Source organism: Tritonibacter scottomollicae (genome assembly GCF_003003215.1).
In the GTDB taxonomy this organism is placed as follows: Bacteria; Pseudomonadota; Alphaproteobacteria; order Rhodobacterales; family Rhodobacteraceae; genus Epibacterium; species Epibacterium scottomollicae.
This window is the reverse complement of record NZ_PVUF01000009.1, coordinates 48,718-69,161: the sequence shown is the minus strand read 5'-3', so window position 1 is coordinate 69,161 and position 20,444 is coordinate 48,718. Positions and strand designations below refer to the sequence as shown.

The following is a 20,444-nucleotide window of genomic DNA, read 5'->3' as shown; positions in this document are numbered from 1 at the left end:
GCGGCGCTTGGCCCACTGCGTGAAAAATGCCTCAGGCCACAAGCGCTGGCGTAGGTTGCTGCTGCTCCAACGCCGCGCGACTCAGGGCTCAGGTCCGTAAGCGACCCATGAGTTATGTCAGCTGCGCCCTTCGCGCAGCCAGGCGCCGATCAGCAGTGACGCGGCCAGCAGCACCAACAGCCACGCGGGCAACAGCGGCGACTGGGTCACGGCGGTGGTCTCATAGGCGCCACGCGGCACCAGACCAACCCAGCCACGCCCCGCAGCAGGCCGCCCCTCCCGGATGTTGCGCAACGATGGCAGCCCATCCTCCAGCGCCACAGCACCGCCGCGCAGGCTGCGCACCAAGGGCGACATCACAGCGGCGGTGGCGATGGTCTGTTCGAACTCCCGGGGCGCGGCAGGGCCGAGACCGATCACCGCACGCTCATCGCCCTCCGCCAGATGGTAGAGGCCGATCTGATCACTTTCATAGCGCCCCTCCCAGAGACCGGGACGTGCCTCGCGCAAGCGAACCTGCGAGGTGCTGCCGTCCGGGGCGGTCACCGTCACCGGGCCGACGGTTTCCCCAAGCGTGCGCCGCTGGATTCGCATGCGCTGGCCGGTGGCCTCGGCGGTGAGCACCTCTTCTTCCAGCTCCGGCTCCTTCATCATCCAATGGGCGAGACGGCGCAGCAGTTCCAGCTGCGGACCGCCGCCCTCATATCCGCGACTCCACAGCCAGGCGTGGTCCGAGGCCAGTAGCGCGACACGGCCCTCCTCCACCCGGTCCAGCGTCAGCAGGGGGCGCTCGCCGATGCCGCGCATCAGGGTGGTGCCGCCGGTAGTTTCCAGCTCCACCTGCCGCATCCAGCGCCCCCAGTCCTCGGCGCCGGTCAGCTCTGCGGTGACCGGATGCTGCAGGCCGGTCTCGCTGATGGTGGGGCGATAGGGCTCTTCCAGTACGCGGGCCGAGGGGCTGGCAGGCAGAACCTCCGCGAGAGGTGTGCGAAAAATACTGTCGGCGCTGGCGAAATCCGGCCCCGCCGCCACCAGCACCGCTCCACCGCGGCGCACGTAGTTGGCCACATTCTCGAGATAGGCTGAGGGCAGGATGCCGCGCCGCTTGTAGCGGTCAAAGATGATGAGATCGAAATCCTCGATCTTCTCCAGGAACAGTTCGCGGGTTGGGAAGGCGATCAGCGACAGCTCGTCCACCGGCACACCATCCTGTTTTTCCGGCGGGCGCAGGATGGTGAAATGCACCAGATCGACGGCGCTGTCGGATTTCAGCAGGTTGCGCCAGGTGCGCCCGCCCGGATGCGGCGCGCCGGAAACCAGCAGTACCCGCAGCCGGTCCCGCACGCCGTTGATCTGCAACAACGCGGCGTTGTTGCGGGCGGTCAGCTCGCCCTCGGCCTCGGGGACGCGGAACTCCACCACGTTGCGGCCGCCATGGGGCAGGGTCAGCGGCAGGTCGAAATCGACCCCCACCGGCAGGCGGAAAGTCTGCGCCTCGCCACCATCGATGGAGATCTGCAACTCCGTCAGCCGCGCATCATCGGGCACAGCGCCCTGATCCTCGACCCGGAGTGACAGGGTGATCGGTTCGCCGATGATGCCGAAGGAGGGCGCGTTCTTGACGATCAGGCGGCGGTCCCAGTCGTCCGAGCGGCCCGTCATCAACAGATGCAGCGGTGCGGGCAGGTCAGGCGCGCGGGCCATGTCGTGCACTTGCCCGTCGGACAGCGCGATCAGCCCGGCCACCCGGGCGCGCGGCTCATCGGCCAGGGCTCGGGTTAGCGCGTCCATCAGCTGGGTGCCGCCATCGTCTGGGCTGTCCTCCACGGTGATCCAGCGCACCTCGGTGTTGGCGCGCCCGGCCAGTGCGGCTTCCAGTTCGGCGCGCGCAACCGTCATCTGGTCGGGGCGGTCGGACAGGTGCTGGCTGGCGGTGCGGTCCTCAGCGACGATGACGATATCACTGAGCGGGCTGCGGTCCTCGACCTGCATCACCGGGCCAGCCAGCGCGACCAGCAGCACAAGTGCTGCGCCCGCGCGCAGCGCCCAGCCTGAAAGCCGCCGCCAGATTGCCAGCCCCAGCGCCAGCGTGCTCAGCCCGGCCAGACCGGCTAGCACCAGCCAGGGCACCAGCGGGTCGAAGAGGATGGATTGCGTCATTGCGGATGGGCTCCTTGCGGCGCGAATTGGAGGGTGGCCATGGCGCTATTGCCCTAATCGATCAAGCAGTGCCGGCACATGCACCTGGTCGGATTTGTAGTTGCCGGTCAGCACATGCATCAGCAGGTTGACGCCAAAGCGCCGTGCCAGTTCCCGCTGCCGTTCGCCGGCAAAGCCGCGTCCGACCGGGTAAAGGGGGGCGTTGTCTTGATCCACCGCCCAGGCCGCGGCCCAGTCGTTGCCGCCGATGACCACCGGTGTCACCCCGTCGTTGAGGTTGCGAAACGGCAGCCCCTCGACCTGTTCGGCATCCTCGGGCGCGGCCTCGACCCAGATCTGACCACGCGGATGACGACCAGGAAAATCCTGTAGCAGATAGAAGGCCCGGGTCAGCACGTGGTCGGCGGGCAATGGCTCCAGTGGCGGGATGTCCAGCGGCAGCGCCAGTTGCTGTAGTCGCCGCGCAGCGTTGCTGGTGGCTCCGGCCTGCGCCAGATCCGCATCGCGGGTGTCAAAGAGGATCATGCCGCCGGTGCGCAGATAGGCGTTGAGCTTGGCATAGGCATCGGAGGAGGGCAGCGGCTGGCCTTCCGTCACCGGCCAGTAGAGGAAGGGAAAGAACGCCAGCTCATCCGTCTCCAGATCAACGCCGTAAGGCGGTGCAGGCTCGATCGACGTGCGGAGGGTCAGAACGTTGCTCAGCCCCTGTAGCCCCTCGGAGGTAATGCGGTCGGTCTTGGCATCGCCGGTCAGAACATGTGCCAAAGTCAGCTCAGCGGTAAGGTCGGTCGGGGTGGTGACCGATTGGGCCAGCATCTCCTGCGGCACCCCAAGCATGAGACCACTCATCAGGAAGATTGCCGCCGTACGGGCGGGTGACCAGAGGCCGGACACCAGCAACGCTGCGGCAATATCCAGGGCCAGCATCACCAGCGCCGCACCTAACAGCAGACCGCCAAGCGGCCGTTCATCTGCCCCCTCATAAGTCATCACCGGCACCGACGCGGGCCAGGATGTGGGCAGCACATCATCGCCCTCCCGCAGGACGTTGCGGGCATAGGCACGGCTGCCGCTGGTATAAAGCCCCGGTTGCAGCTCGGGACCAGAGGGCGCCTCGACCAGATCCGGCCCGGCGACCCCGGCCAGCGTGTCGGCGTCCGTCAGGCGGCCAAAGCCATCAAGAACCTCGGCGGCCTGCCAGGTGGTGCCCTCCAGATCATCGGCCACCGGAGGTTTGGCGGCGGAGGAGACTGCGAGCCGTTCCAGCATCTCGACGAACAGGCCCGACAGCGGCAGGGTGCTCCATTCCGCATTGGCCGTGACATGGAACAGGATGACCTGCCCCTGACCCAGCGGCTTGCGGGTGACCAGTGGCGTGCCGTCACTCAGCTCGGCCACCACACGGCTGGCCAGTTCGGGGTCCGGCTGCGCCATCACCTGCGAGCTGATCGTGACCTCCTGCGGGATCTCCAGCCCGTAAAAGGGCGAGCCCTCGCCAAAGGGGGCCAGCGCCTTGGGTTCGCCCCAGCTCATGGCGCCGCCGATGCTACGTCCGCCGATGCGCAGGCGCACCGGCATCAGCGGCTCCTCGGTGTCGCGGGCGGTGTCGCTGGCGGCCAGACGTGGCCCGGCAAAGCGCAGCAGCAGCCCGCCCTGATCCACCCAGTCGATCAGTGCTTTTTCCTGTGCCGGGGCCAGTCGGGCCACATCGGCCAGCACCACCACATCCGGGTTGGCGGGCAGCAGGTCCGACAGCGCCCCTTCCAGCAGCTCCGCCGTCGGCTCCAGCGCCTGACGCAGATAATGCAGAGGGGACAGCAGTGCGAGACCCTCGTCGCTGCTCTGGGCCGAGATCAGCGCAACCTCGCGTCGCCGCAGCCGATCATCGGTCAGCGAAACTGCCCCGGCAGAGCGGGTGTTGAGGATTTCAAAGCGGCTGATGCGGGCGCGCAGCTCCATCGGCAGTGCCAGCTGCGCCTCGGTATGATGCGCTGCCGCGTCGAACTCCAACGTAGCCGAGGCCAGTGCGCGTTCGGTGCCGCTGGGGTCGGGGCCAAGCGCCTGCACCGTGGCCTCTTGCGCCAGACCGGCCGTGCTGCGCGCGGCGTGGAGCACGATCAGGCCATCTTCATATGTGGCAGGCAGCAGGCCGATCACCGGCGCGCCGCTTTCGTAGACATCAATTTCGCCACGTTCGGCCAGCGCGGTGACCAGATCGCTGCGGCCCTGCATTTCCACCCCATCGCTGAGCCAGAGCGTGTCGAAACCGCCATCGGTCTCGGAAATCACGTCGAGGGCCGTGGCCACCTGAGCAGGGGCGGCGACCCATGGCGCGGGTGTCATCCCTGCCAGCTGCCGGGTCCATTGCGCGGCAGCGAGGAATTGCAACGGTTCCGGTGCGGTGAGACGCAGCATGGCGACGGGGCGCCCCGCCCGCCCGGCTTCGGAGAGCTCCGCTTCGATCTGAGCGCGGTTCTGCTCCCAATTTGGCGCTCCGCCCCAGCCCGAGTCCATCACGATCAGCAGGGGGCCGGAGCCGCCGTGTTCCTGTACCGGGTTCAGGACCGGACCAGAGAGGCCAATGATCGCCGCCGCAACCGCCAGCATGCGCAGGAGCAACAGCCACCACGGTGTGCGATCCGACAGGCTTTCGTCATCCTTCAACCCCAGAAGCAGCGTCACCGCAGGGAACGGCTGCCGCTTTGGCGCGGGCGGGATGGCGCGCAGCAGCAGCCACAGGATTGGCAGCACCAACAGCCCCAGCAGCAACCAGGGACTGGCAAAACCTATGCCGGCGATCATGGTCATTGGCGTCGCTCCAATGCGTGATAAAGCCAGAGCAGGCCAGATTGCGCGCTGTCCCCGGTATGATGCAGCCCCAGTGTCCAGCCCGCAGCGCGGCACAGGCGCTCCAGCGCGTCCCGCCGCTCGGCCAGGCGCTCCAGATAGCGGTCGCGCAGGGCGGAGGCTTTCAGTGTTTCATGGGTGACGCCATTGCCCGGACCTTCAAAGCGGGTGCGCCCGGCAAAGGGGAACAGTTCTTCGCTGGGGTCCAGGACCTGCAACAGCACCCCGCGCAGCCCGCGATCCGCAGCTTTGGTGAGCGCGATCTCCAACTCCTCAAACGGGCCGAGGAAATCGGACACAAACAGCGCCCTAGCATGCGGGATCAGCGCCCTGTGCTCTGGCGGGGCGTAGGGGGTATCGTCATCATCGGTGAAATGCTGTGCCATGCGCAGGACTTGCATATTGCCACGGCGGGGCGGTAGCTGCCCGCCGGTCAGGCCGACACGCTCGCCCCCACGGATCATCAGCACCGCTGCAGCCAATGACAGCAGGCGCGCCCGGTCGATCTTGCGCGGCAAGTTTGTGTCAGAGGCAAAGCGCATGGATTGCCCCTGATCGACCCAGAGGTGAACGGTCTGGGCGATTTGCCATTCCCGTTCGCGGACAAATTGCTGATCGCCTCGGGCTGATCGGCGGTGGTCGATCATGCGGCGACTGTCGCCCTGCTGCACCGGGCGATACTGCCAGAAGTCATCACCGACGCCCGAGCGCCTGCGTCCGTGCTCCCCCAACAAAACCGCGCCCGCCAGCTGCTGCGCCTGCACCAGCAGGGGCGGCAGGACACTGGCGGCCTCTTCGGCGCGGGTGCGGAGCTGTCCAGCGGGGATATCCGCGATGCCGTTGCGAGAGGACGCGGGCTGGCTCACGCTGCGGCCTCGGTCCGGACCAATGCGGCGGCGGTCTCGTCGATCAGATCCGCCAGGTTGTCACCGCGTGCCCGTGCGGCAAAGTTCAGTTGCATCCGGTGGCTCAGCACCGGGCGGGCCATCTCGATCACATCCTCGGCGTTGGGCGCCAGCCGCCCTTGCAGCAGCGCCCGCGCCCGGACCGCCATCATCAGCGCCTGCGCGGCGCGTGGTCCCGGCCCCCAGGCCACGGTCTGTGCCACCCGGGCGGTCACGTCAGGTTCGTCAGGACGGAAGGCGCGCACGAGATCGAGGATCACTTCGACCACCGATTCACCGACGGGCATCCGACGCAGAAGCGTCTGCGCGGCGATCAGTTCGGCAGCGGTAAAGACCTGATGCGCCTCTTCTTCCTCGACGCCGGTGGTGGCCAGCAGGATATCACGCTCGGTGTCGCGGTCAGGGTAGGGGACGTCGATCTGCAGCAGGAAACGGTCCAGCTGTGCTTCGGGCAGCGGATAGGTGCCCTCCTGTTCGATCGGGTTCTGGGTGGCCAGCACGTGGAACGGCGCCTCCAGTGCCCGATCCGCACCAGCAACGGTGACGGTCTTTTCCTGCATCGCCTGCAAAAGCGCCGATTGCGTTCGGGGCGAGGCGCGGTTGATCTCATCCGCCATCAGCAGCTGGCAGAAGATCGGCCCCTGCACAAACCGGAACGCCCGGGTGCCGTCGGCGGCGGTGTCCAGCACCTCCGAGCCGAGGATATCGGCGGGCATCAGGTCGGGCGTGAATTGCACCCGGTTGCCATTGAGGCCCATAACCGTCGATAGCGCCTCGACCAGGCGGGTCTTGCCGAGGCCGGGCAGGCCGATCAGCAGCCCGTGACCACCGCAGAGCAGCGTCGCCAGCGTCAGGTCCACCACCCGTTCCTGGCCGATGAACCGGCGGGTGATGGAGGTCCGTGCCTCCTGCAGCTTGGTTTCCAGCGCCTCGATGTCGGACAAAAGATCCTGTGCTTCGCTCATGACTTCCCTTCCCGTGGGCTTATATGGTTTGAGTGTATCGCGCGCAGATGGAATGGCAAAACGAATGAGTGGACAAAAAGTTGTGACCCCCAATGCAGATGCCCTTGAAGCAAGCGCAAAGGCGGCTGGCAAGGGCGGATTGCCGCCGGTGCATCTGTGGAACCCGCCGTTCTGCGGTGATCTGGATATGCGGATCGCGCGCGACGGCAGCTGGTACTACCTCGGCTCCCCGATAAACCGGTTTGAGCTGGTGAAGCTCTTCTCCTCGATTCTGAAGCTGGAGGACGGGAAATACTATCTCGTCACGCCGGTGGAAAAGGTCGGCATCACGGTGGATGATGCGCCTTTTGTGGCGGTGGATTTCGATGCCTCGGGACAGGGGGAGGCGCAGGATCTGACCTTCACCACCCATGTGGGGGATCGCGCGACAGCGGGACCCGAAAATCCGATCCGGGTCGAACGTGACCCGCAGACCGACGAGCCATCCCCCTATGTGCACATCCGAAACGGGCTGGAGGCACTGATCGACCGCAAGAGTTTCTACCGGCTGGTGGAGCGTGGCGTTGCGCGCGATGGCTGGTTCGGTCTCTGGTCCGGTGGCGAGTTCTTTCGCATCATGCCTGCGGACGAGCTGGATCTCGCCTGAAAGGGCGTCGCACGATCCTGACGCTTGCACCTGGGTGGGCTGCAGGCTCAGACTTTGGCCCGAGGCGGTGGCGAAGGGAAGACGGGGGTGTGCGATGTGGATCATTAAAATTGCACAAATCGAGGGCATTTCCATCCGTGCTGCGCAAAGGCATATCTTCGCACCGAGAGAGCAGATGCAGTTCAAAGTTAAGTTAAATCGATCTACGCCAGCCGCAGGTCTGTGGTATAGTCAGACGTAGGGGCTGCATGCGCAGCAGGAGGTGAGAATGCCAAGGTTCGCGGCCAATCTATCCATGCTCTTTGCGGAGCTGCCCTATCTGGACCGGTTTGCCGCGGCATCCGCTGCCGGGTTCAAGGCGGTGGAAGTGCTGTTTCCATATGAGTTTGCAGCGAAAGAAACTCAGCGAGCGCTCCTGGCCAATGGTCTGGAGCTGCTGTTGATCAATGCACCGCCGCCGAATTATGCGGGCGGTGACCCGGGCTATGCTGCGGTGCCAAAGCTGGCGGACCGCTTCCAGCGCGACATCCGTCGGGTGATGCGCTATGCGGATATGCTGAAAGCGCAACGTGTCCATGTGATGGCAGGGCCCGCCAAGGGGGATGCCGCACGGGCGACCTATGTGCAGAACCTGCAGATGGCTGCGGATTCTGCCCCCCATCAGCAGTTCACGATCGAACCGCTGAACAGCGGTGATTTCCCCGGCTATTTTCTGGATGACTATAACCTCGCGGTCGAGATCCTTGATGAGGTGGACCGGGACAACGTCACCCTGCAGTTCGACGCCTATCATGCTCAGCTGATACATGGCGACGCGTTGAAGGTCTGGGAGGTCTTCGGCCACCGCGCCACCCATGTGCAGTTTGCGGCAGCGCCATCGCGTTGCGAGCCGGGGCGCGGCGCGCTGGATTTCGATCAGTTCTTCGCGGCGGTGGATGACAGCGGCTATACCGGGTGGGTCAGTGCGGAATACACCCCAAGTACGCTGCGCACCGAGGACAGCCTGCGCTGGATGCGGACTTTGCAGGCGGCCTGATTACACCTGTTGTCACGCGGCTGGGCGCGATGCGTGATCTGTTACGCAATCCGGGCAGGGGGGCTCCCGCCCGCCATTCAATCATCACAGATGATCTCTGGCCGTTGGGCCCGGCGCCGCTGACGCGGCGCGGAGCCAGGCCGCCAGCTCAGCTTATTGCAGGCAAAGGAACAGGTCGAGATTGCGACCACGGGCGCGATCCTTCCGGGTGGATGCATGTTCCGCCCGCTTGCCCTGTCCCTGACGACAGACACGCTCCGCTTCGTCAGAGGCCACATTCAAAGCCCAGCGGCGCTTGAACGTCTCGCTGGTGGCGATGGTGACGCTGTCGCCGTTATAGGCCGTGACTTCCGGGTTGATATGATGGGCGCAGGCAGACAGCGCCGCGAGCGCTGCAGTCAATATGATCGGTTTCAAAGGTCTTCATCCAATTGGCTTTGGTCAATGACCGGCGGCCACGTCGGGCGCCCGCCGGAAAGGGCTGTGCCGATGAGGGGCATGAGGCGCTTTAATGCGCCTCTGCCCAGTTCTGGCCGCGACCGGCGTCCACCACCAGTTTCACGTCCATATGCACCGCCGGATCGGCAGCGCCTTCCATGATCTTGCGGGCGACCGAAATGGTCTCATCCACGTGACCTTCTGGAACCTCGAATATCAATTCATCGTGCACCTGCAACAACATGCGGGCCGGCAGGTGGGTGATCGCGTCCGGCATCCGAACCATGGCGCGGCGGATCACATCCGCCGCCGTGCCCTGGATTGGCGCGTTGATCGCTGCGCGTTTGGCAAAGCTCGCCCGCGGTCCCTTGGCGGCGATCTCCGGCGTGTGGATCTTGCGCCCAAACAGCGTCTGCACATAGCCGTGCTCCTTGGCGAAATTCACCGTGTCGTCCATATAATGACGAATGCCGGGGAAGCGTTCGAAGTAGCGGTCGATAAAGCCCTGCGCCTCGCCGCGCGGGATGCGCAGGTTGCGCGCCAGGCCAAAGCCCGAAATTCCGTAAATCACCCCGAAGTTGACCGCCTTCGCCTTGCGGCGGATTTCCGAGGTCATCTCGTCCAGCGGCACGTCGAAGATCTCCGAGGCGGTCATGGCGTGAATGTCATGACCGTCGGCAAAGGCTTGTTTCAGCGCGTCGATTTCCGCCACATGGGCGAGGATGCGCAGCTCGATCTGGGAATAGTCGAGCGACAACAGCACGTTGCCTTCATCCGCGACAAAGGCCTCGCGGATGCGCCGACCCTCTTCGCTGCGCACCGGGATGTTCTGCAGGTTCGGGTCGGAGGAGGCCATGCGCCCGGTGTTGGCGCCGGTCTGCAGGTAGGAGGTATGCACCCGGCCGGTCTCTGGGTGGATATGTTCCTGCAGCGCGTCGGTATAGGTGGATTTCAGCTTGGACAGCTGCCGCCAATCCAGCACGCGAGCGGGCAGCTCATGCTCGGTCGCCAGATCCTCAAGAATATCGGCGCCGGTGGAATACTTGCCGTTCTTGCCGCGCTTACCACCCGGTAGGGACATCTTGTCAAACAGGATCTCCCCCAGCTGCGCTGGTGAGCCGACGTTGAAGCTCTCGCCCGACAGCTCGTGGATTTCCGATTCCAACGCCGCCATCTTCTGCGAAAAAGCGTTCGACATCCGGCTCAGCGTGTCGCGGTCCACCTTGATGCCGTGACGCTCCATCTGCGCCAGCACCGGCACCAGTGGACGTTCCAGCGTCTCGTAGACCGTGGTCACCTGTTGCTGATGCAGCTGTGGCTTGAACTGCTGCCACAGGCGCAGGGTGATATCGGCATCCTCGGCCGCATAGGGCGTGGCCTCGTCGATCGGCACCCGGTCGAAGGTGATCGCGGATTTGCCCGTGCCCAGCAGAGATTTGATCGGGATCGGCTGGTGGTCGAGATAGCGTTCCGACAGCGTGTCCATGCCATGCCCGTGCAGGCCGCCGTGCAGCGCATAGGACAACAGCATGGTGTCGTCGATCGGCGCAACTGTGATGCCGTTGCGCACGAAGATCTTGGCGTCATACTTCATGTTCTGGCCGATCTTGAGGATCGCTTCATCCTCCAGCACCGGCTTCAGCATCTCCAGCGCCTGCTCCAGCGGCATCTGCCCCTCGGCCAGATCGTCAGAGCCAAACAGATCGTCGGAATTGCCCGCCTTATGGGTCAGCGGCACATAGCAGGCCTGCCCGGGGGTGACACAGAGGCAAATCCCCACCAGATCGGCGATCATCTCGTCAAGGCCGGTGGTTTCGGTATCCACCGCGACATAGCCATGCTCGCGAATGCGGTCGATCCACTGTTGCAACGTTTCGGCATCGCGCACGGTGGTATATTCGGCGACGTCAAAACCGGGGGCTTCGGGCAGATCCGCCTGCGCGGCCGGGGCGGCGGTTTCGGGGATCGTCGGTGCCTCCTGACCCAACTGATCGGCCAGCCGTTTGGTCAGGGTGCGGAACTCCATCTCCGACAGGAAGCCCAGCAGCACCTCCGGGTCGGGGTCGCGCACTTCCAGCTCGTCGAGGGTGAAGTCCAGCGCCATCTCGCAATCGAGCTGCACCAGCGTTTTCGACATCTCGATCTGTTCGCGTTTCTCGATCAGGGTCTGGCGGCGCTTGGGCTGCTTGATCTCCTCGGCACGGTCCAGCAGCTCCTCAAGAGAGCCGAATTCGTTGATCAGCAGCGCGGCGGTCTTGATGCCGATGCCGGGGGCGCCGGGCACGTTGTCGACCGAGTCGCCCGCCAATGCCTGCACGTCCACCACCCGGTCGGGGCCGACGCCGAATTTCTCGCGCACGCCGTCGCTGTCGATGCGCTTGTTCTTCATCGCATCCAGCATCTCGACGCCGTCGCCCACCAGCTGCATCAGATCCTTGTCCGAGGAAATGATGGTCACCCGTCCACCGGCGTCGCGCGCCTGACAGGCCAGCGTGGCGATGATGTCGTCGGCCTCGAAGCCTTCGGTCTCTTTGCAGGCGATGTTGAAGGCGCGGGTGGCCTCGCGCGTGAGCGGGAACTGAGGCACCAGGTCCTCGGGCGCGGGCGGGCGGTTGGCCTTGTATTGGTCGTAAAAATCGTTGCGAAAGCTCTTGCCGGAATGGTCGAAGATCACCGCCACATGGGTCGGCGCGTCCGGGCCGGTGTTGCCCTCCACATAGCGCTGCAGCATGTTGCAAAAGCCCGCAACCGCGCCGATCGGCAGCCCGTCGGATTTGCGCGTCAGCGGCGGCAGCGCGTGGTAGGCGCGAAAGATGAAGGCGGAGCCATCGATCAGGTGAAGATGGCAGCCTTTGCCGAATTGCGTTCCGCTCATGACCGTCGCGCTCCTTCTCGGGAAATCGTTCGTGTTCTGTTTCTGGGTTATCAATGATCCGGGGGCCAAGGGCAATTGGAGTTTGGGATTGGAGGGCTGATCGGCAGGTTGCAGAGGACAGTGCCTGACCTTGGGGAGGCGTCACCGTCCGGCCGATAGGTCGGGCGGCCCCCGACCCTCCCCCCGGGAGGGGGCTTCACCCCCACCCAGGCTCGGGGGCTGTCCTCAGTGCTTCAAAACATCCCCATCACCAGCCCCGCGCCGATGGCCTGCCCCAGTTCCCGGCACAGCTGCAAGTCAGCCTCGGGGATCACCTTGTCGGCCAGAATGTCCTCGGGAGTCTGCGCATGGGTGCAGACAATCAACGGGTCCTGCACCGCCTTCAGTCGCCAGCCCTGCGCGATCCGTGCCAATTGCCGGGCGGCATTCTCGCCATCCGATCCGGCGCAGATCATTTGCGCATAGGCGCGCCCGTTGAGGTGCCCCAGAACGGGATAATAACAGCGGTCGAAGAATTCCTTCATCGCGCCGGATAGCGCGGCGAGGTTCTCGGGGCCGCAGAACAGATAGCCGTCTGCGGCCAGAAGATGCTCCGGTGTGGTCTCATCGGCGGTCAGCAGATGGGTGGTGATCTCTTCCGCAGCGCCCGCGCGGGCGGCTTCGGCCATCTGGTGACTGCCGCCGGTGCGGGAGTGATAGACAATCAACAGCTCTGCCATGCATCAAAGCCTAACGGCTCATGTCCAGGCGCGAAAGCCGGATCAGGCGATCTTGCCTTCGAAATCCTTGTGGATGAACCTGCAGTCGCAATAGGGGCATTCCACAAATCCAGTGTCCTCGGGGATCTGCAGATAGACTCGTGGATGTCCCAATGCGCCTTCGCTGCCGTCGCAGGCCACTCGCATGCTGTCCACGATTTTGGTTTCCGGCGCTTCAATGGTCATCGCTGGCGGTCCTCTGGCTAATGGGTTAGGAGCTTTATGAGCCATGAAAATACCGGGGGCAAGGGTCGCGATGACTGATGAGGCAATCCGAATTGAAGCTTTGCGCAAAACCTACAAAGGCCAGAAGGGCCAGCCTGAAAAGCACGCGCTGAAGGGCATCGACCTCACGGTGCCACGCGGATCGGTTTTTGGTCTCTTGGGGCCGAATGGTGCGGGCAAGTCGACGCTGATCAACATCCTCGCCGGGCTGGTGCTGAAGACCTCCGGCAAGGTGACGATCTGGGGCTTCGATCAGGATCAGAACCCCCGTCAGAGCCGGGCCTCGATCGGGGTGATGCCGCAGGAGCTGAACCTCGATCCCTTCTTCACCCCGCGCGGCGCGCTGGAGGTGCAGGCGGGGCTTTATGGCGTGCCAAAGGCAGAGCGCGACAGCGACGGAATCCTGAAACTGATCGGGCTGGAGGACAAGGCCGAGGCCTATGCGCGGACCCTCTCGGGCGGCATGCGGCGCAGGCTGTTGTTGGGTAAGGCGCTGGTGCATCGCCCCAATATTCTGGTGCTGGATGAGCCCACCGCCGGTGTGGATATCGAGCTGCGTCAGATGCTGTGGGAGAATGTCCGTCAGCTCAACGCGCAGGGCATGACCATCATCCTCACCACCCACTACCTCGAGGAAGCTCAGGAGATGTGCGACGAGATCGCCATCATCAACCAGGGCGAAGTGGTGGCGCGGGATTCGACCGCAAACCTGCTGGGACGTCTGGATGCGCGCGCCATGGTGGTGCAGCCCGCAACCCCGGTGACGGAGCTGCCGCAGGGCCCGGGCATTGAGGCCGAATTGCGCGGCGACGGTGCCCTTGTGCTGCGCTATCACAGCAATGAGACCTCTGCCGAGGCGGTGCTGGAGGCGGTGCGTGCCGCGGGGATTTCCATCCGTGATGTAAAGACCGAAGAGGCCGACCTCGAAGATGTCTTCCTCGCGCTGACGAAGTCCCGCTGATGCTGATCCGTCCGTTTGAGCCCCGCGATGCCGCCGACTGGGCGCGGATCTTTCATGCCGCCGTGCATCAGGTCGGCGCGCGCGACTACACCCCCGAACAATGTGCGGCTTGGAGCCCGGAACCGGCCCCGCTCGACCGCGTGCTGGAACGCGGGCAGGACGGCCGTCGGATTTGGGTTGCGGCGGATGCGCGCGACGTGGCGCAGGGCTTTATCGAGCTGGAGGCCGACGGCCACATCGACTGTTTTTACCTCGCGCCAGAGGTGGCCGGAACCGGTATTGGCGCGGACCTCTATGCCTGCCTTGAGGCAGAAGCCCGCGCCCTTGGTCTTGCGTCGCTTTATGTGGAGGCCAGCGAGGCGGCGCGGCGCTTCTTCCTGCGGCAGGGGTTTGCCGAGGCAGGGCGCTGTGATTTTGAGCGTCGCGGCGTGATGATGCACAACTACGCGATGACCAAGACGCTCTAGTGTCCCGACGTCGGGCGGCTCAGCGCTCGATCCTGGCCTGATAGCAGTTGTTGCGGGCGGAGCGTATGTGGATGTAGCGCACATGCGGGTCGGCGAGGATCTCCTCGGCCTGCGCCATCATCCGGTCCTTTTCCACCACCACGCCAGTGCCATAGACGATGCGGTCGTCGTCCGAGTAGCCCTTGATCAGATAGTCGGGCGAGCGGGTGAAGACCTCGGGCATTGCCGCACCCTCGTGCCGGATGCAGGCGTCGGCACAGAGAAAGATCGGCCCGGTTTCCGCATAGGGCTGCGCTGCGGGAAAGGGGCGGTGGGCGAGGATCAGCATCTCGGCACCTTCCGGGATGTAGCGCAGGCAATGGCGGCAGGGGTTGCCGCCGCCGTCGGAGATGGCGCGCTCTGGCAGTTGGCCGTGCGCATCTGGCTGGCCGGATTGATAGGCGCGGACGGTGTTGGTCGACATTGCGATGATATGGGGCATGGGCTGTGGTCCTGTTTTGTTTGGCTGCCCTTTGGATAGTTCTCTCGCTGCCCGTCCAGCGACCCGGATCTTGCGCCTTCGCCGCAGTGGCAAACGTCCCATGCCGGGGGAGGCTCCCGCCCGTGTCACCTGCATTGGACATGCCGGCGCCCCCGTTGGGCCCGGCAGCGCGCTGCGAATCGCGCGCCGCTTGCAATGTGCAAATACCGCAGGGCCCGGTGTCACAAAACTGCCGAGATCGCACTCGCCGGTTTCCCAACCGCGTCACAGGCTGTAGAACCCGGATCAAACCACTGTCGCTGACCGGAGACGAAACATGCCCGCACCCAAACCTGTCGTTCTTTGCATTCTGGATGGCTGGGGCAGCGCTGCGCCGGGACCGGCCAACGCGCCCTATCTGGCAGAGACCCCGACGCTGGATGCGATCATGGCGGACGGCCCGGCTGCCCGCCTCATCACCCATGGTCCCGACGTCGGACTACCCTCCGGCCAGATGGGCAATTCCGAGGTCGGTCACACCAATATCGGCGCGGGCCGGGTGGTGGCGATGGATTTGGGCCAGATCGACCTGGCGATCGAGGATGGGTCGTTCTTTGACAATGACGCGCTGCAGGCCTTCATTGCCAAGTTGAAAGACACCGGTGGGGCGGCGCATCTGATGGGGTTGGTTTCCGATGGCGGCGTGCATGGCCATGTCACCCATATCCTCGCGGCTGTGAAGGCGATCCGCGATGCGGGTGTGCCGGTCTGGCTGCATGCCATGACCGATGGGCGTGATGTGGCACCCAAATCGGCGCTGGGCTATCTGGAGCAGCTTGAGGCCGGACTGGCGGAGGGCGCACGGATCGCTAGCGTCACCGGGCGCTATTTCGCAATGGACCGCGACAATCGCTGGGAGCGGGTGAGCCAGGCCTATGAGGCGATGGTCCACGGCAGGTGCCAGTTCACCGCGCAGACCGCAAAAGCGGCGGTCGAGGATGCTTACGCGCGTGAGGAGCTGGACGAGTTCATCAAGGCCACGGTGGTTGCAGATTTTGACGGCATGCAGGATGGCGACGGGGTCTTTTGCCTCAACTTCCGCGCCGACCGCGCCCGCGAGATCCTGCGCGCCATCGGAGAGCCCGATTTCACCGACTTCGACACCGGGCCGCGCCCCGACCTTGCCGGGCTCTTGGGCATGGTGGAGTATTCCGCCGATCACAACGGCTACATGACTACGGCATATCCCAAAAAGGCCATCGTCAACACGCTGGGCGAATGGGTGGCCAAGCAGGGCAAGACCCAGTTCCGCCTCGCCGAGACCGAGAAATATCCGCATGTGACCTTCTTCCTCAACGGCGGCAAGGAAACACCCGAGGTGGGCGAGGACCGTGCGATGCCCAAATCGCCCAAGGTGGCGACCTACGATCTGCAGCCGGAAATGTCCGCCCCCGAGGTGACCGAGAAATTCGTCGCGGCGATCGAGGCGGGCTATGACCTTATCGTCACCAACTACGCCAACCCGGACATGGTCGGTCACACCGGTGATCTGGACGCGGCGATCAAGGCCTGCGAGGCGGTGGACAAGGGGCTTGGCGCGGTGGTCACGGCGCTGAAGGCCGCCGGTGGTGCGATGATCGTCACCGCCGACCACGGCAATTGCGAGCTGATGGTGGACCCGGACACTGGCGGCGCCCATACGGCGCATACAACCAACCTCGTTCCTGTTGCTTTGGTAAATGGTCCAGAGGGTGTTGCCTTGCGCGATGGCCGGCTCGCGGACCTGGCGCCGACCCTGCTGGCGCTGATGGGGCTGGAACAGCCCGAGGAAATGACCGGGGAAAGCCTACTCGCATGATGCGCAATCTCGCGATGACCTTTGCGCTGGGCCTGTGTCTGCTGGCTGGCGTGTCTGCCTCTGCGGCGACCCAGAGCCCCGGCGAGGCTGCCAGCACGGCTGCGGCAGCGCTGGAAGCGGCGGGCGAACGCATGGATGCCGCACAAACCGCAAATGACCGGGTCAAGGCACTGACCGAAACCGTGCGGGCCTATGAGGACGGGCTGCAAGCCATGCGCGAAGGCCTGCGCCGGGTGGCCCGGCGTGAAACACAGCTGACCACGCAGCTGCGGGCCCGTGATGAGGAGGTGGCCGAGCTGCTGGGCGTCATCACCACCATCGAGACCTCGACGCCGCCGGTTCTGATGCTGCATCCCTCCGGGCCGCTAGGTGCGGCGCGTTCGGCGATGATGCTGGCAGAGGTTACACCGGGGCTGCAGGCGCGTGCCGATGCGTTGCGCAATGATCTGCAGGAAGTGCGTGACCTGCGCCTGTTGCAGCAGAACGCGGCACAGAAGCTCGAAGACGGGCTGCAGGGCGTCCAGGCGGCCCGGGCTGCGCTCTCGACCGCGATCGCTGACCGTCAGGACTTGCCGCAACGGTTCACCGAGGATCCGGTGCAGACCGCAATCCTGATTTCCTCGACCGAGACGCTGACCGGCTTTGCTGATGGGCTTGCACTGATTGCCGAGGCCAATGGGGTCCAAACGTCGGGTTCTGATATTTCCGACCGCCGCGGCGATCTTGCGCTGCCGGTCGAGGGGTTGTTGCTGCGTGGATATGGCGACAAGGACGCCGCCGGCGTCGCGCGGGCCGGCATTCTGGTGGCCAGCCGCCCCCGGTCGCTGGTCGTCAGCCCGACGGCCGCGACGATCCGCTACCTCGGTCCGTTGCTTGATCTCGGCAATGTGGTGATTCTGGAGCCGCAGCCGGACACGTTGTTCATCCTGTCCGGCCTTGCAGAGGTCTTTGGCGCTGCCGGTCAGGTGATCCCCGAGGGCACGCCGGTCGGTTTGATGGGCGGTGACGCGGCCGCGACAAGCGCGATTTTGTCACTTAGCGGTGAAGGGGGTGGAACTGGCCGGACAGAAACGCTCTATATAGAGGTTAGAATGGAAAACAGTCCCGTGGACCCTGAGACATGGTTCCGGACCGGGCAAGGTGGATAGGCAAGAGATGAAGAAATTTGCGATGGCGGCTCTGGGCGGGACGCTCGCGGGCATTGTGGCAACGACCTATGTGGCAGCACCGCTGCTGGCGCAGGAAAGCAACGAGGCATCCGTCTATGAACAGCTGGACCTGTTTGGCGACATCTTCGAACGCATCCGCGCGCAATATGTCGAGGAAGTAGACGAGACAGAGCTGATCGAGGCGGCCATTGGTGGCATGTTGCAATCGCTTGATCCGCATTCCAGCTATCTCTCGCCCGATGACGCTGACAAGATGCGGGTGCAGACCCGGGGCGAATTTGGTGGTCTCGGCATCGAGGTCACGCAAGCCGACGGCTTTGTGAAGGTCGTCTCGCCAATGGACGGCACGCCCGCCTATGAGGCTGGAATCGAGGCCGGTGATTTCATCACCCATGTCGATGGTGAGAGCCTGCTGGGCCTCGGCCTCGACGAAGCGGTGGAGCTGATGCGCGGCCCGGTGGGGTCCGAGATCATCATCACCGTGGTGCGCGAGGGCGAGGACGAGCCGTTCGATGTCTCCATCATCCGCGACACCATCAAGCTCACTGCTGTGCGTGGACGTACGGAAGGTTCGTCGGTTGTCGTGCGGGTTACCACCTTCAACGAGCAGACCACCCCCAACCTGGAGGCCAATCTCGAAGAACAAATCGAGGAACTGGGCGGGATGGACAACGTCAACGGCATCGTGCTCGACCTGCGCAACAACCCCGGCGGGTTGCTGACCCAGGCGATCAGCGTGGCCGACAGCTTCCTCGAAAGCGGCGAGATCGTCTCCACCCGTGGCCGTCAGGCGGCGGATGGTGAGCGGTTCAACGCCACTCCGGGCGACCTGATCGACGGCAAGCCGATCGTGGTGCTGATCAACGGCGGCTCTGCCTCGGCCTCCGAAATCGTCGCCGGTGCGCTGCAGGATCACCGCCGCGCCATCGTGGTGGGCACCAAATCCTTCGGCAAGGGCTCGGTCCAGACCGTGATGCCTTTGCGCGGCGATGGCGCCATGCGTTTGACCACGGCGCGCTATTACACGCCGTCCGGTCGGTCCATTCAGGCGCTGGGCGTCAGCCCCGACATCGTTGTTGCGCAACCGCGCAATCGCCCCGAGGCAGAAGAGGAAGAGCCCGCCAGCAGCGCCTTTGGCCCCCGGTCCGAGGCCGACTTGCGCGGACGCCTGAACAACGACAGCCTTTCCGAAGACGAGGTGCGTCAGATCGAGGCGGATCGCGAGAAAGCGGAGAAAGCAGCCGAGCTGCGCGAGGAAGACTATCAGATGGCCTATGCCATCGACATCCTCAAAGGGCTGTCGGCACTGGGGCCGAAACAGTAACATCTTCTGCTCGCAGGATATTCATCAAAGGCCGCCCTCACCGGGCGGCCTTTTTCATTGCTCAAAACGATGTTTTGATCGTTGATCCACAGAGCACAGGCGATTTCGGGGTGTTTTCCATATAGACGCCCGAATTTCGGCGGCATGGACCGCGCGTGCGCGCTAAGGTTTGGGCATGATGATGTTTGATCTGCCTGATTCCGAAACCCTCTATGCTGCGCTGCTGGCCCGCGATGCGGCCTATGACGGGCGTGCCTATGTGGGCGTTTCTTCTACCGGGATCTTTTGTCGCCTGACCTGTCCGGCGCGAAAACCCAAGTTTGAGAATTGCCAGTTCTTTGCCACGCCAGGTGCCTGTATCGAGGCCGGGTTCCGGGCCTGCAAACGCTGTCATCCTCTTAGTGCGGCTGCAGGGAATGACCCGATGGTGCGCCGCCTGCTGGATGCATTGGAGGCCCGACCCAGCTACCGCTGGCGTGAGGAGGATCTCTTGGCGCTGGGGGTGGATGCGTCCACCGCGCGCCGCGCCTTCAAGCGACAGTTCGGCATGACATTTCTGGAAATGGCCCGTCAGCGCCGGTTGCGCGAGGGCTTCACCGCGCTCAGCGCCGGTGAGCCGGTGATCGCGGCGCAGATGGATGCGGGCTTTGACAGTCCCAGCGCCTTTCGTGCCGCCTTTGCCCGGCTTGTCGGTGTGGCCCCCGGAGCTTTTCGCAAGGATGCACAATTATTGGCGGATTGGATCGACACGCCCCTCGGTGCGATGGTGGCCGTCGCCTGTCGGCACAAGCTGCACCTTCTGGAGTTCGCTGATCGCAAGGCGCTGCCGCGAGAAGTGGCCAAACTGCAGAAACGCCAGCCCGGAGGTCTGGGCTTTGGTCGCCCTGAGGTGATCGATCAGGCTGCGGCAGAGCTGACAGAGTATTACGCGGGCCGGGCGGCACGGTTTGACACCCCGTTGGCCTATCATGGCACCGCCTTTGAGGCTGAGGTCTGGCGTGCCCTGCGTGACATTCCGGCTGGAGAAACCCGCAGCTACGGTCAGTTGGCCAAAGATCTGGGGCGCCCCGGTTCCAGCCGCGCCGTGGCCCGGGCCAATGGTGCAAACCAGATCGCCGTGATGATTCCCTGCCACAGGGTGCTGGGGGCAGATGGCACGCTTACCGGCTATGGCGGAGGTCTGTGGCGTAAACAACGCCTGATCGAGATCGAGCGGGATTTGAGTGCCACTTCGGCGTAAGGAAGACCTGATAGGGCTTCTGGTGAGGTGTTTCCGACCGGATCGGTCGGACTCGCGCGCGCCGGGCCTATGGCCCGGCGCGCGCCCCACGGCGGACGTGCAAGCGGGCG

17 protein-coding genes are annotated in these 20,444 nt (G+C 64.5%); 8 read left to right on the top strand and 9 right to left on the bottom strand.

The genetic code is table 11. The features are described 5' to 3' along the window. Positions 1–117: 117 nt before the first annotated feature. From CLV89_RS14405 to CLV89_RS14390, 4 genes are read right to left on the bottom strand one after another with little or no spacing between them, the layout of a single operon-like run. Positions 118–2,160, bottom strand: coding sequence for a DUF7408 domain-containing protein (locus CLV89_RS14405; RefSeq protein WP_106164366.1), 2,043 nt, complete (start codon positions 2,158–2,160; stop codon positions 118–120). A gap of 45 nt (positions 2,161–2,205) precedes the next feature. Next, positions 2,206–4,968, bottom strand: coding sequence for a DUF4159 domain-containing protein (locus tag CLV89_RS14400; RefSeq protein WP_106164365.1), 2,763 nt, complete (start codon positions 4,966–4,968; stop codon positions 2,206–2,208). Next, positions 4,965–5,873, bottom strand: coding sequence for a DUF58 domain-containing protein (locus CLV89_RS14395; protein ID WP_243395021.1), 909 nt, complete (start codon positions 5,871–5,873; stop codon positions 4,965–4,967). Before CLV89_RS14395 ends, CLV89_RS14400 begins: the two co-directional genes overlap by 4 nt. Continuing rightward, on the bottom strand, positions 5,870–6,877 hold the full coding sequence (locus CLV89_RS14390; RefSeq protein ID WP_106164364.1) for an AAA family ATPase: 1,008 nt from the start codon (positions 6,875–6,877) through the stop codon (positions 5,870–5,872). The genes CLV89_RS14395 and CLV89_RS14390 overlap by 4 nt, the downstream gene beginning before the upstream one ends. Positions 6,878–6,941: 64 nt before the next feature. On the opposite strand from CLV89_RS14390, the gene CLV89_RS14385 reads away from it, so the two are divergent. Further along, complete coding sequence (locus CLV89_RS14385; protein ID WP_106164363.1) at positions 6,942–7,523, top strand: DUF1285 domain-containing protein; 582 nt, start codon at positions 6,942–6,944, stop codon at positions 7,521–7,523. Positions 7,524–7,791: 268 nt separating this feature from the next. Further along, positions 7,792–8,559, top strand: coding sequence for a hydroxypyruvate isomerase family protein (locus CLV89_RS14380; RefSeq protein WP_106164362.1), 768 nt, complete (start codon positions 7,792–7,794; stop codon positions 8,557–8,559). A 153-nt stretch (positions 8,560–8,712) separates the two neighbouring features. Here CLV89_RS14380 and CLV89_RS14375 read toward each other — a convergent pair whose 3' ends face one another. From CLV89_RS14375 to CLV89_RS14360, 4 genes are all read right to left on the bottom strand, one after another. Continuing rightward, complete coding sequence (locus CLV89_RS14375) at positions 8,713–8,976, bottom strand: hypothetical protein (protein ID WP_106164361.1); 264 nt, start codon at positions 8,974–8,976, stop codon at positions 8,713–8,715. A 91-nt stretch (positions 8,977–9,067) separates the two neighbouring features. Further along, the gene (gene polA / locus CLV89_RS14370; protein WP_106164360.1) at positions 9,068–11,872 is read right to left on the bottom strand and encodes a DNA polymerase I; all 2,805 of its coding nucleotides are present in this window, start codon (positions 11,870–11,872) and stop codon (positions 9,068–9,070) included. 233 nt (positions 11,873–12,105) lie between these two features. After that, positions 12,106–12,591 (bottom strand): flavodoxin family protein, encoded by a 486-nt coding sequence (locus tag CLV89_RS14365; protein ID WP_106164359.1) that lies wholly within the window; start codon positions 12,589–12,591, stop codon positions 12,106–12,108. 42 nt (positions 12,592–12,633) lie between these two features. Beyond that, complete coding sequence (locus CLV89_RS14360; protein ID WP_106164358.1) at positions 12,634–12,816, bottom strand: zinc-finger domain-containing protein; 183 nt, start codon at positions 12,814–12,816, stop codon at positions 12,634–12,636. 70 nt (positions 12,817–12,886) lie between these two features. Here CLV89_RS14360 and CLV89_RS14355 point away from each other — a divergent pair, with 70 nt between their 5' ends. Next, positions 12,887–13,816: an ABC transporter ATP-binding protein gene (locus tag CLV89_RS14355; protein ID WP_106164357.1), complete on the top strand. Its 930-nt coding sequence runs from the start codon at positions 12,887–12,889 to the stop codon at positions 13,814–13,816. Further along, a complete protein-coding gene (locus CLV89_RS14350) occupies positions 13,816–14,283 on the top strand; it encodes a GNAT family N-acetyltransferase (protein WP_106164356.1) in 468 nt (155 codons plus the stop codon). Before CLV89_RS14355 ends, CLV89_RS14350 begins: the two co-directional genes overlap by 1 nt. A gap of 19 nt (positions 14,284–14,302) precedes the next feature. Here CLV89_RS14350 and CLV89_RS14345 read toward each other — a convergent pair whose 3' ends face one another. Beyond that, on the bottom strand, positions 14,303–14,764 hold the full coding sequence (locus tag CLV89_RS14345) for a DUF1203 domain-containing protein (RefSeq protein WP_106164355.1): 462 nt from the start codon (positions 14,762–14,764) through the stop codon (positions 14,303–14,305). A 316-nt stretch (positions 14,765–15,080) separates the two neighbouring features. Here CLV89_RS14345 and gpmI point away from each other — a divergent pair, with 316 nt between their 5' ends. From gpmI to CLV89_RS14325, 4 genes are all read left to right on the top strand, one after another. Beyond that, the gene (gene gpmI, locus CLV89_RS14340; protein ID WP_106164354.1) at positions 15,081–16,601 is read left to right on the top strand and encodes a 2,3-bisphosphoglycerate-independent phosphoglycerate mutase; all 1,521 of its coding nucleotides are present in this window, start codon (positions 15,081–15,083) and stop codon (positions 16,599–16,601) included. Further along, positions 16,601–17,749: a murein hydrolase activator EnvC family protein gene (locus tag CLV89_RS14335; RefSeq protein ID WP_423837300.1), complete on the top strand. Its 1,149-nt coding sequence runs from the start codon at positions 16,601–16,603 to the stop codon at positions 17,747–17,749. Before gpmI ends, CLV89_RS14335 begins: the two co-directional genes overlap by 1 nt. Before the next feature lie 7 nt (positions 17,750–17,756). Next, a complete protein-coding gene (locus CLV89_RS14330; protein ID WP_106164352.1) occupies positions 17,757–19,094 on the top strand; it encodes a S41 family peptidase in 1,338 nt (445 codons plus the stop codon). Positions 19,095–19,272: 178 nt separating this feature from the next. Then, a complete protein-coding gene (locus CLV89_RS14325) occupies positions 19,273–20,334 on the top strand; it encodes a bifunctional transcriptional activator/DNA repair enzyme AdaA (protein ID WP_106164451.1) in 1,062 nt (353 codons plus the stop codon). The last annotated feature ends 110 nt before the right edge of the window (positions 20,335–20,444 follow it).

Excerpts from the sequence above, each read along its gene's own strand:
- CLV89_RS14330 (WP_106164352.1), top strand. The coding sequence starts at position 17,757 with ATGAAGAAATTTGCGATGGCGGCTCTGGGCGGGACGCTCGCGGGCATT.
- CLV89_RS14355 (WP_106164357.1), top strand. The coding sequence starts at position 12,887 with ATGACTGATGAGGCAATCCGAATTGAAGCTTTGCGCAAAACCTACAAA.
- CLV89_RS14350 (WP_106164356.1), top strand. The coding sequence starts at position 13,816 with ATGCTGATCCGTCCGTTTGAGCCCCGCGATGCCGCCGACTGGGCGCGG.
- CLV89_RS14335 (WP_423837300.1), top strand. The coding sequence starts at position 16,601 with ATGCGCAATCTCGCGATGACCTTTGCGCTGGGCCTGTGTCTGCTGGCT.
- CLV89_RS14345 (WP_106164355.1), bottom strand. The coding sequence starts at position 14,764 with ATGCCCCATATCATCGCAATGTCGACCAACACCGTCCGCGCCTATCAA.
- CLV89_RS14385 (WP_106164363.1), top strand. The coding sequence starts at position 6,942 with ATGAGTGGACAAAAAGTTGTGACCCCCAATGCAGATGCCCTTGAAGCA.
- CLV89_RS14400 (WP_106164365.1), bottom strand. The coding sequence starts at position 4,968 with ATGACCATGATCGCCGGCATAGGTTTTGCCAGTCCCTGGTTGCTGCTG.
- gpmI (WP_106164354.1), top strand. The coding sequence starts at position 15,081 with ATGCCCGCACCCAAACCTGTCGTTCTTTGCATTCTGGATGGCTGGGGC.
- CLV89_RS14390 (WP_106164364.1), bottom strand. The coding sequence starts at position 6,877 with ATGAGCGAAGCACAGGATCTTTTGTCCGACATCGAGGCGCTGGAAACC.
- CLV89_RS14325 (WP_106164451.1), top strand. The coding sequence starts at position 19,273 with ATGATGTTTGATCTGCCTGATTCCGAAACCCTCTATGCTGCGCTGCTG.
- CLV89_RS14405 (WP_106164366.1), bottom strand. The coding sequence starts at position 2,160 with ATGACGCAATCCATCCTCTTCGACCCGCTGGTGCCCTGGCTGGTGCTA.
- CLV89_RS14380 (WP_106164362.1), top strand. The coding sequence starts at position 7,792 with ATGCCAAGGTTCGCGGCCAATCTATCCATGCTCTTTGCGGAGCTGCCC.
- CLV89_RS14365 (WP_106164359.1), bottom strand. The coding sequence starts at position 12,591 with ATGGCAGAGCTGTTGATTGTCTATCACTCCCGCACCGGCGGCAGTCAC.
- CLV89_RS14360 (WP_106164358.1), bottom strand. The coding sequence starts at position 12,816 with ATGACCATTGAAGCGCCGGAAACCAAAATCGTGGACAGCATGCGAGTG.
- polA (WP_106164360.1), bottom strand. The coding sequence starts at position 11,872 with ATGAGCGGAACGCAATTCGGCAAAGGCTGCCATCTTCACCTGATCGAT.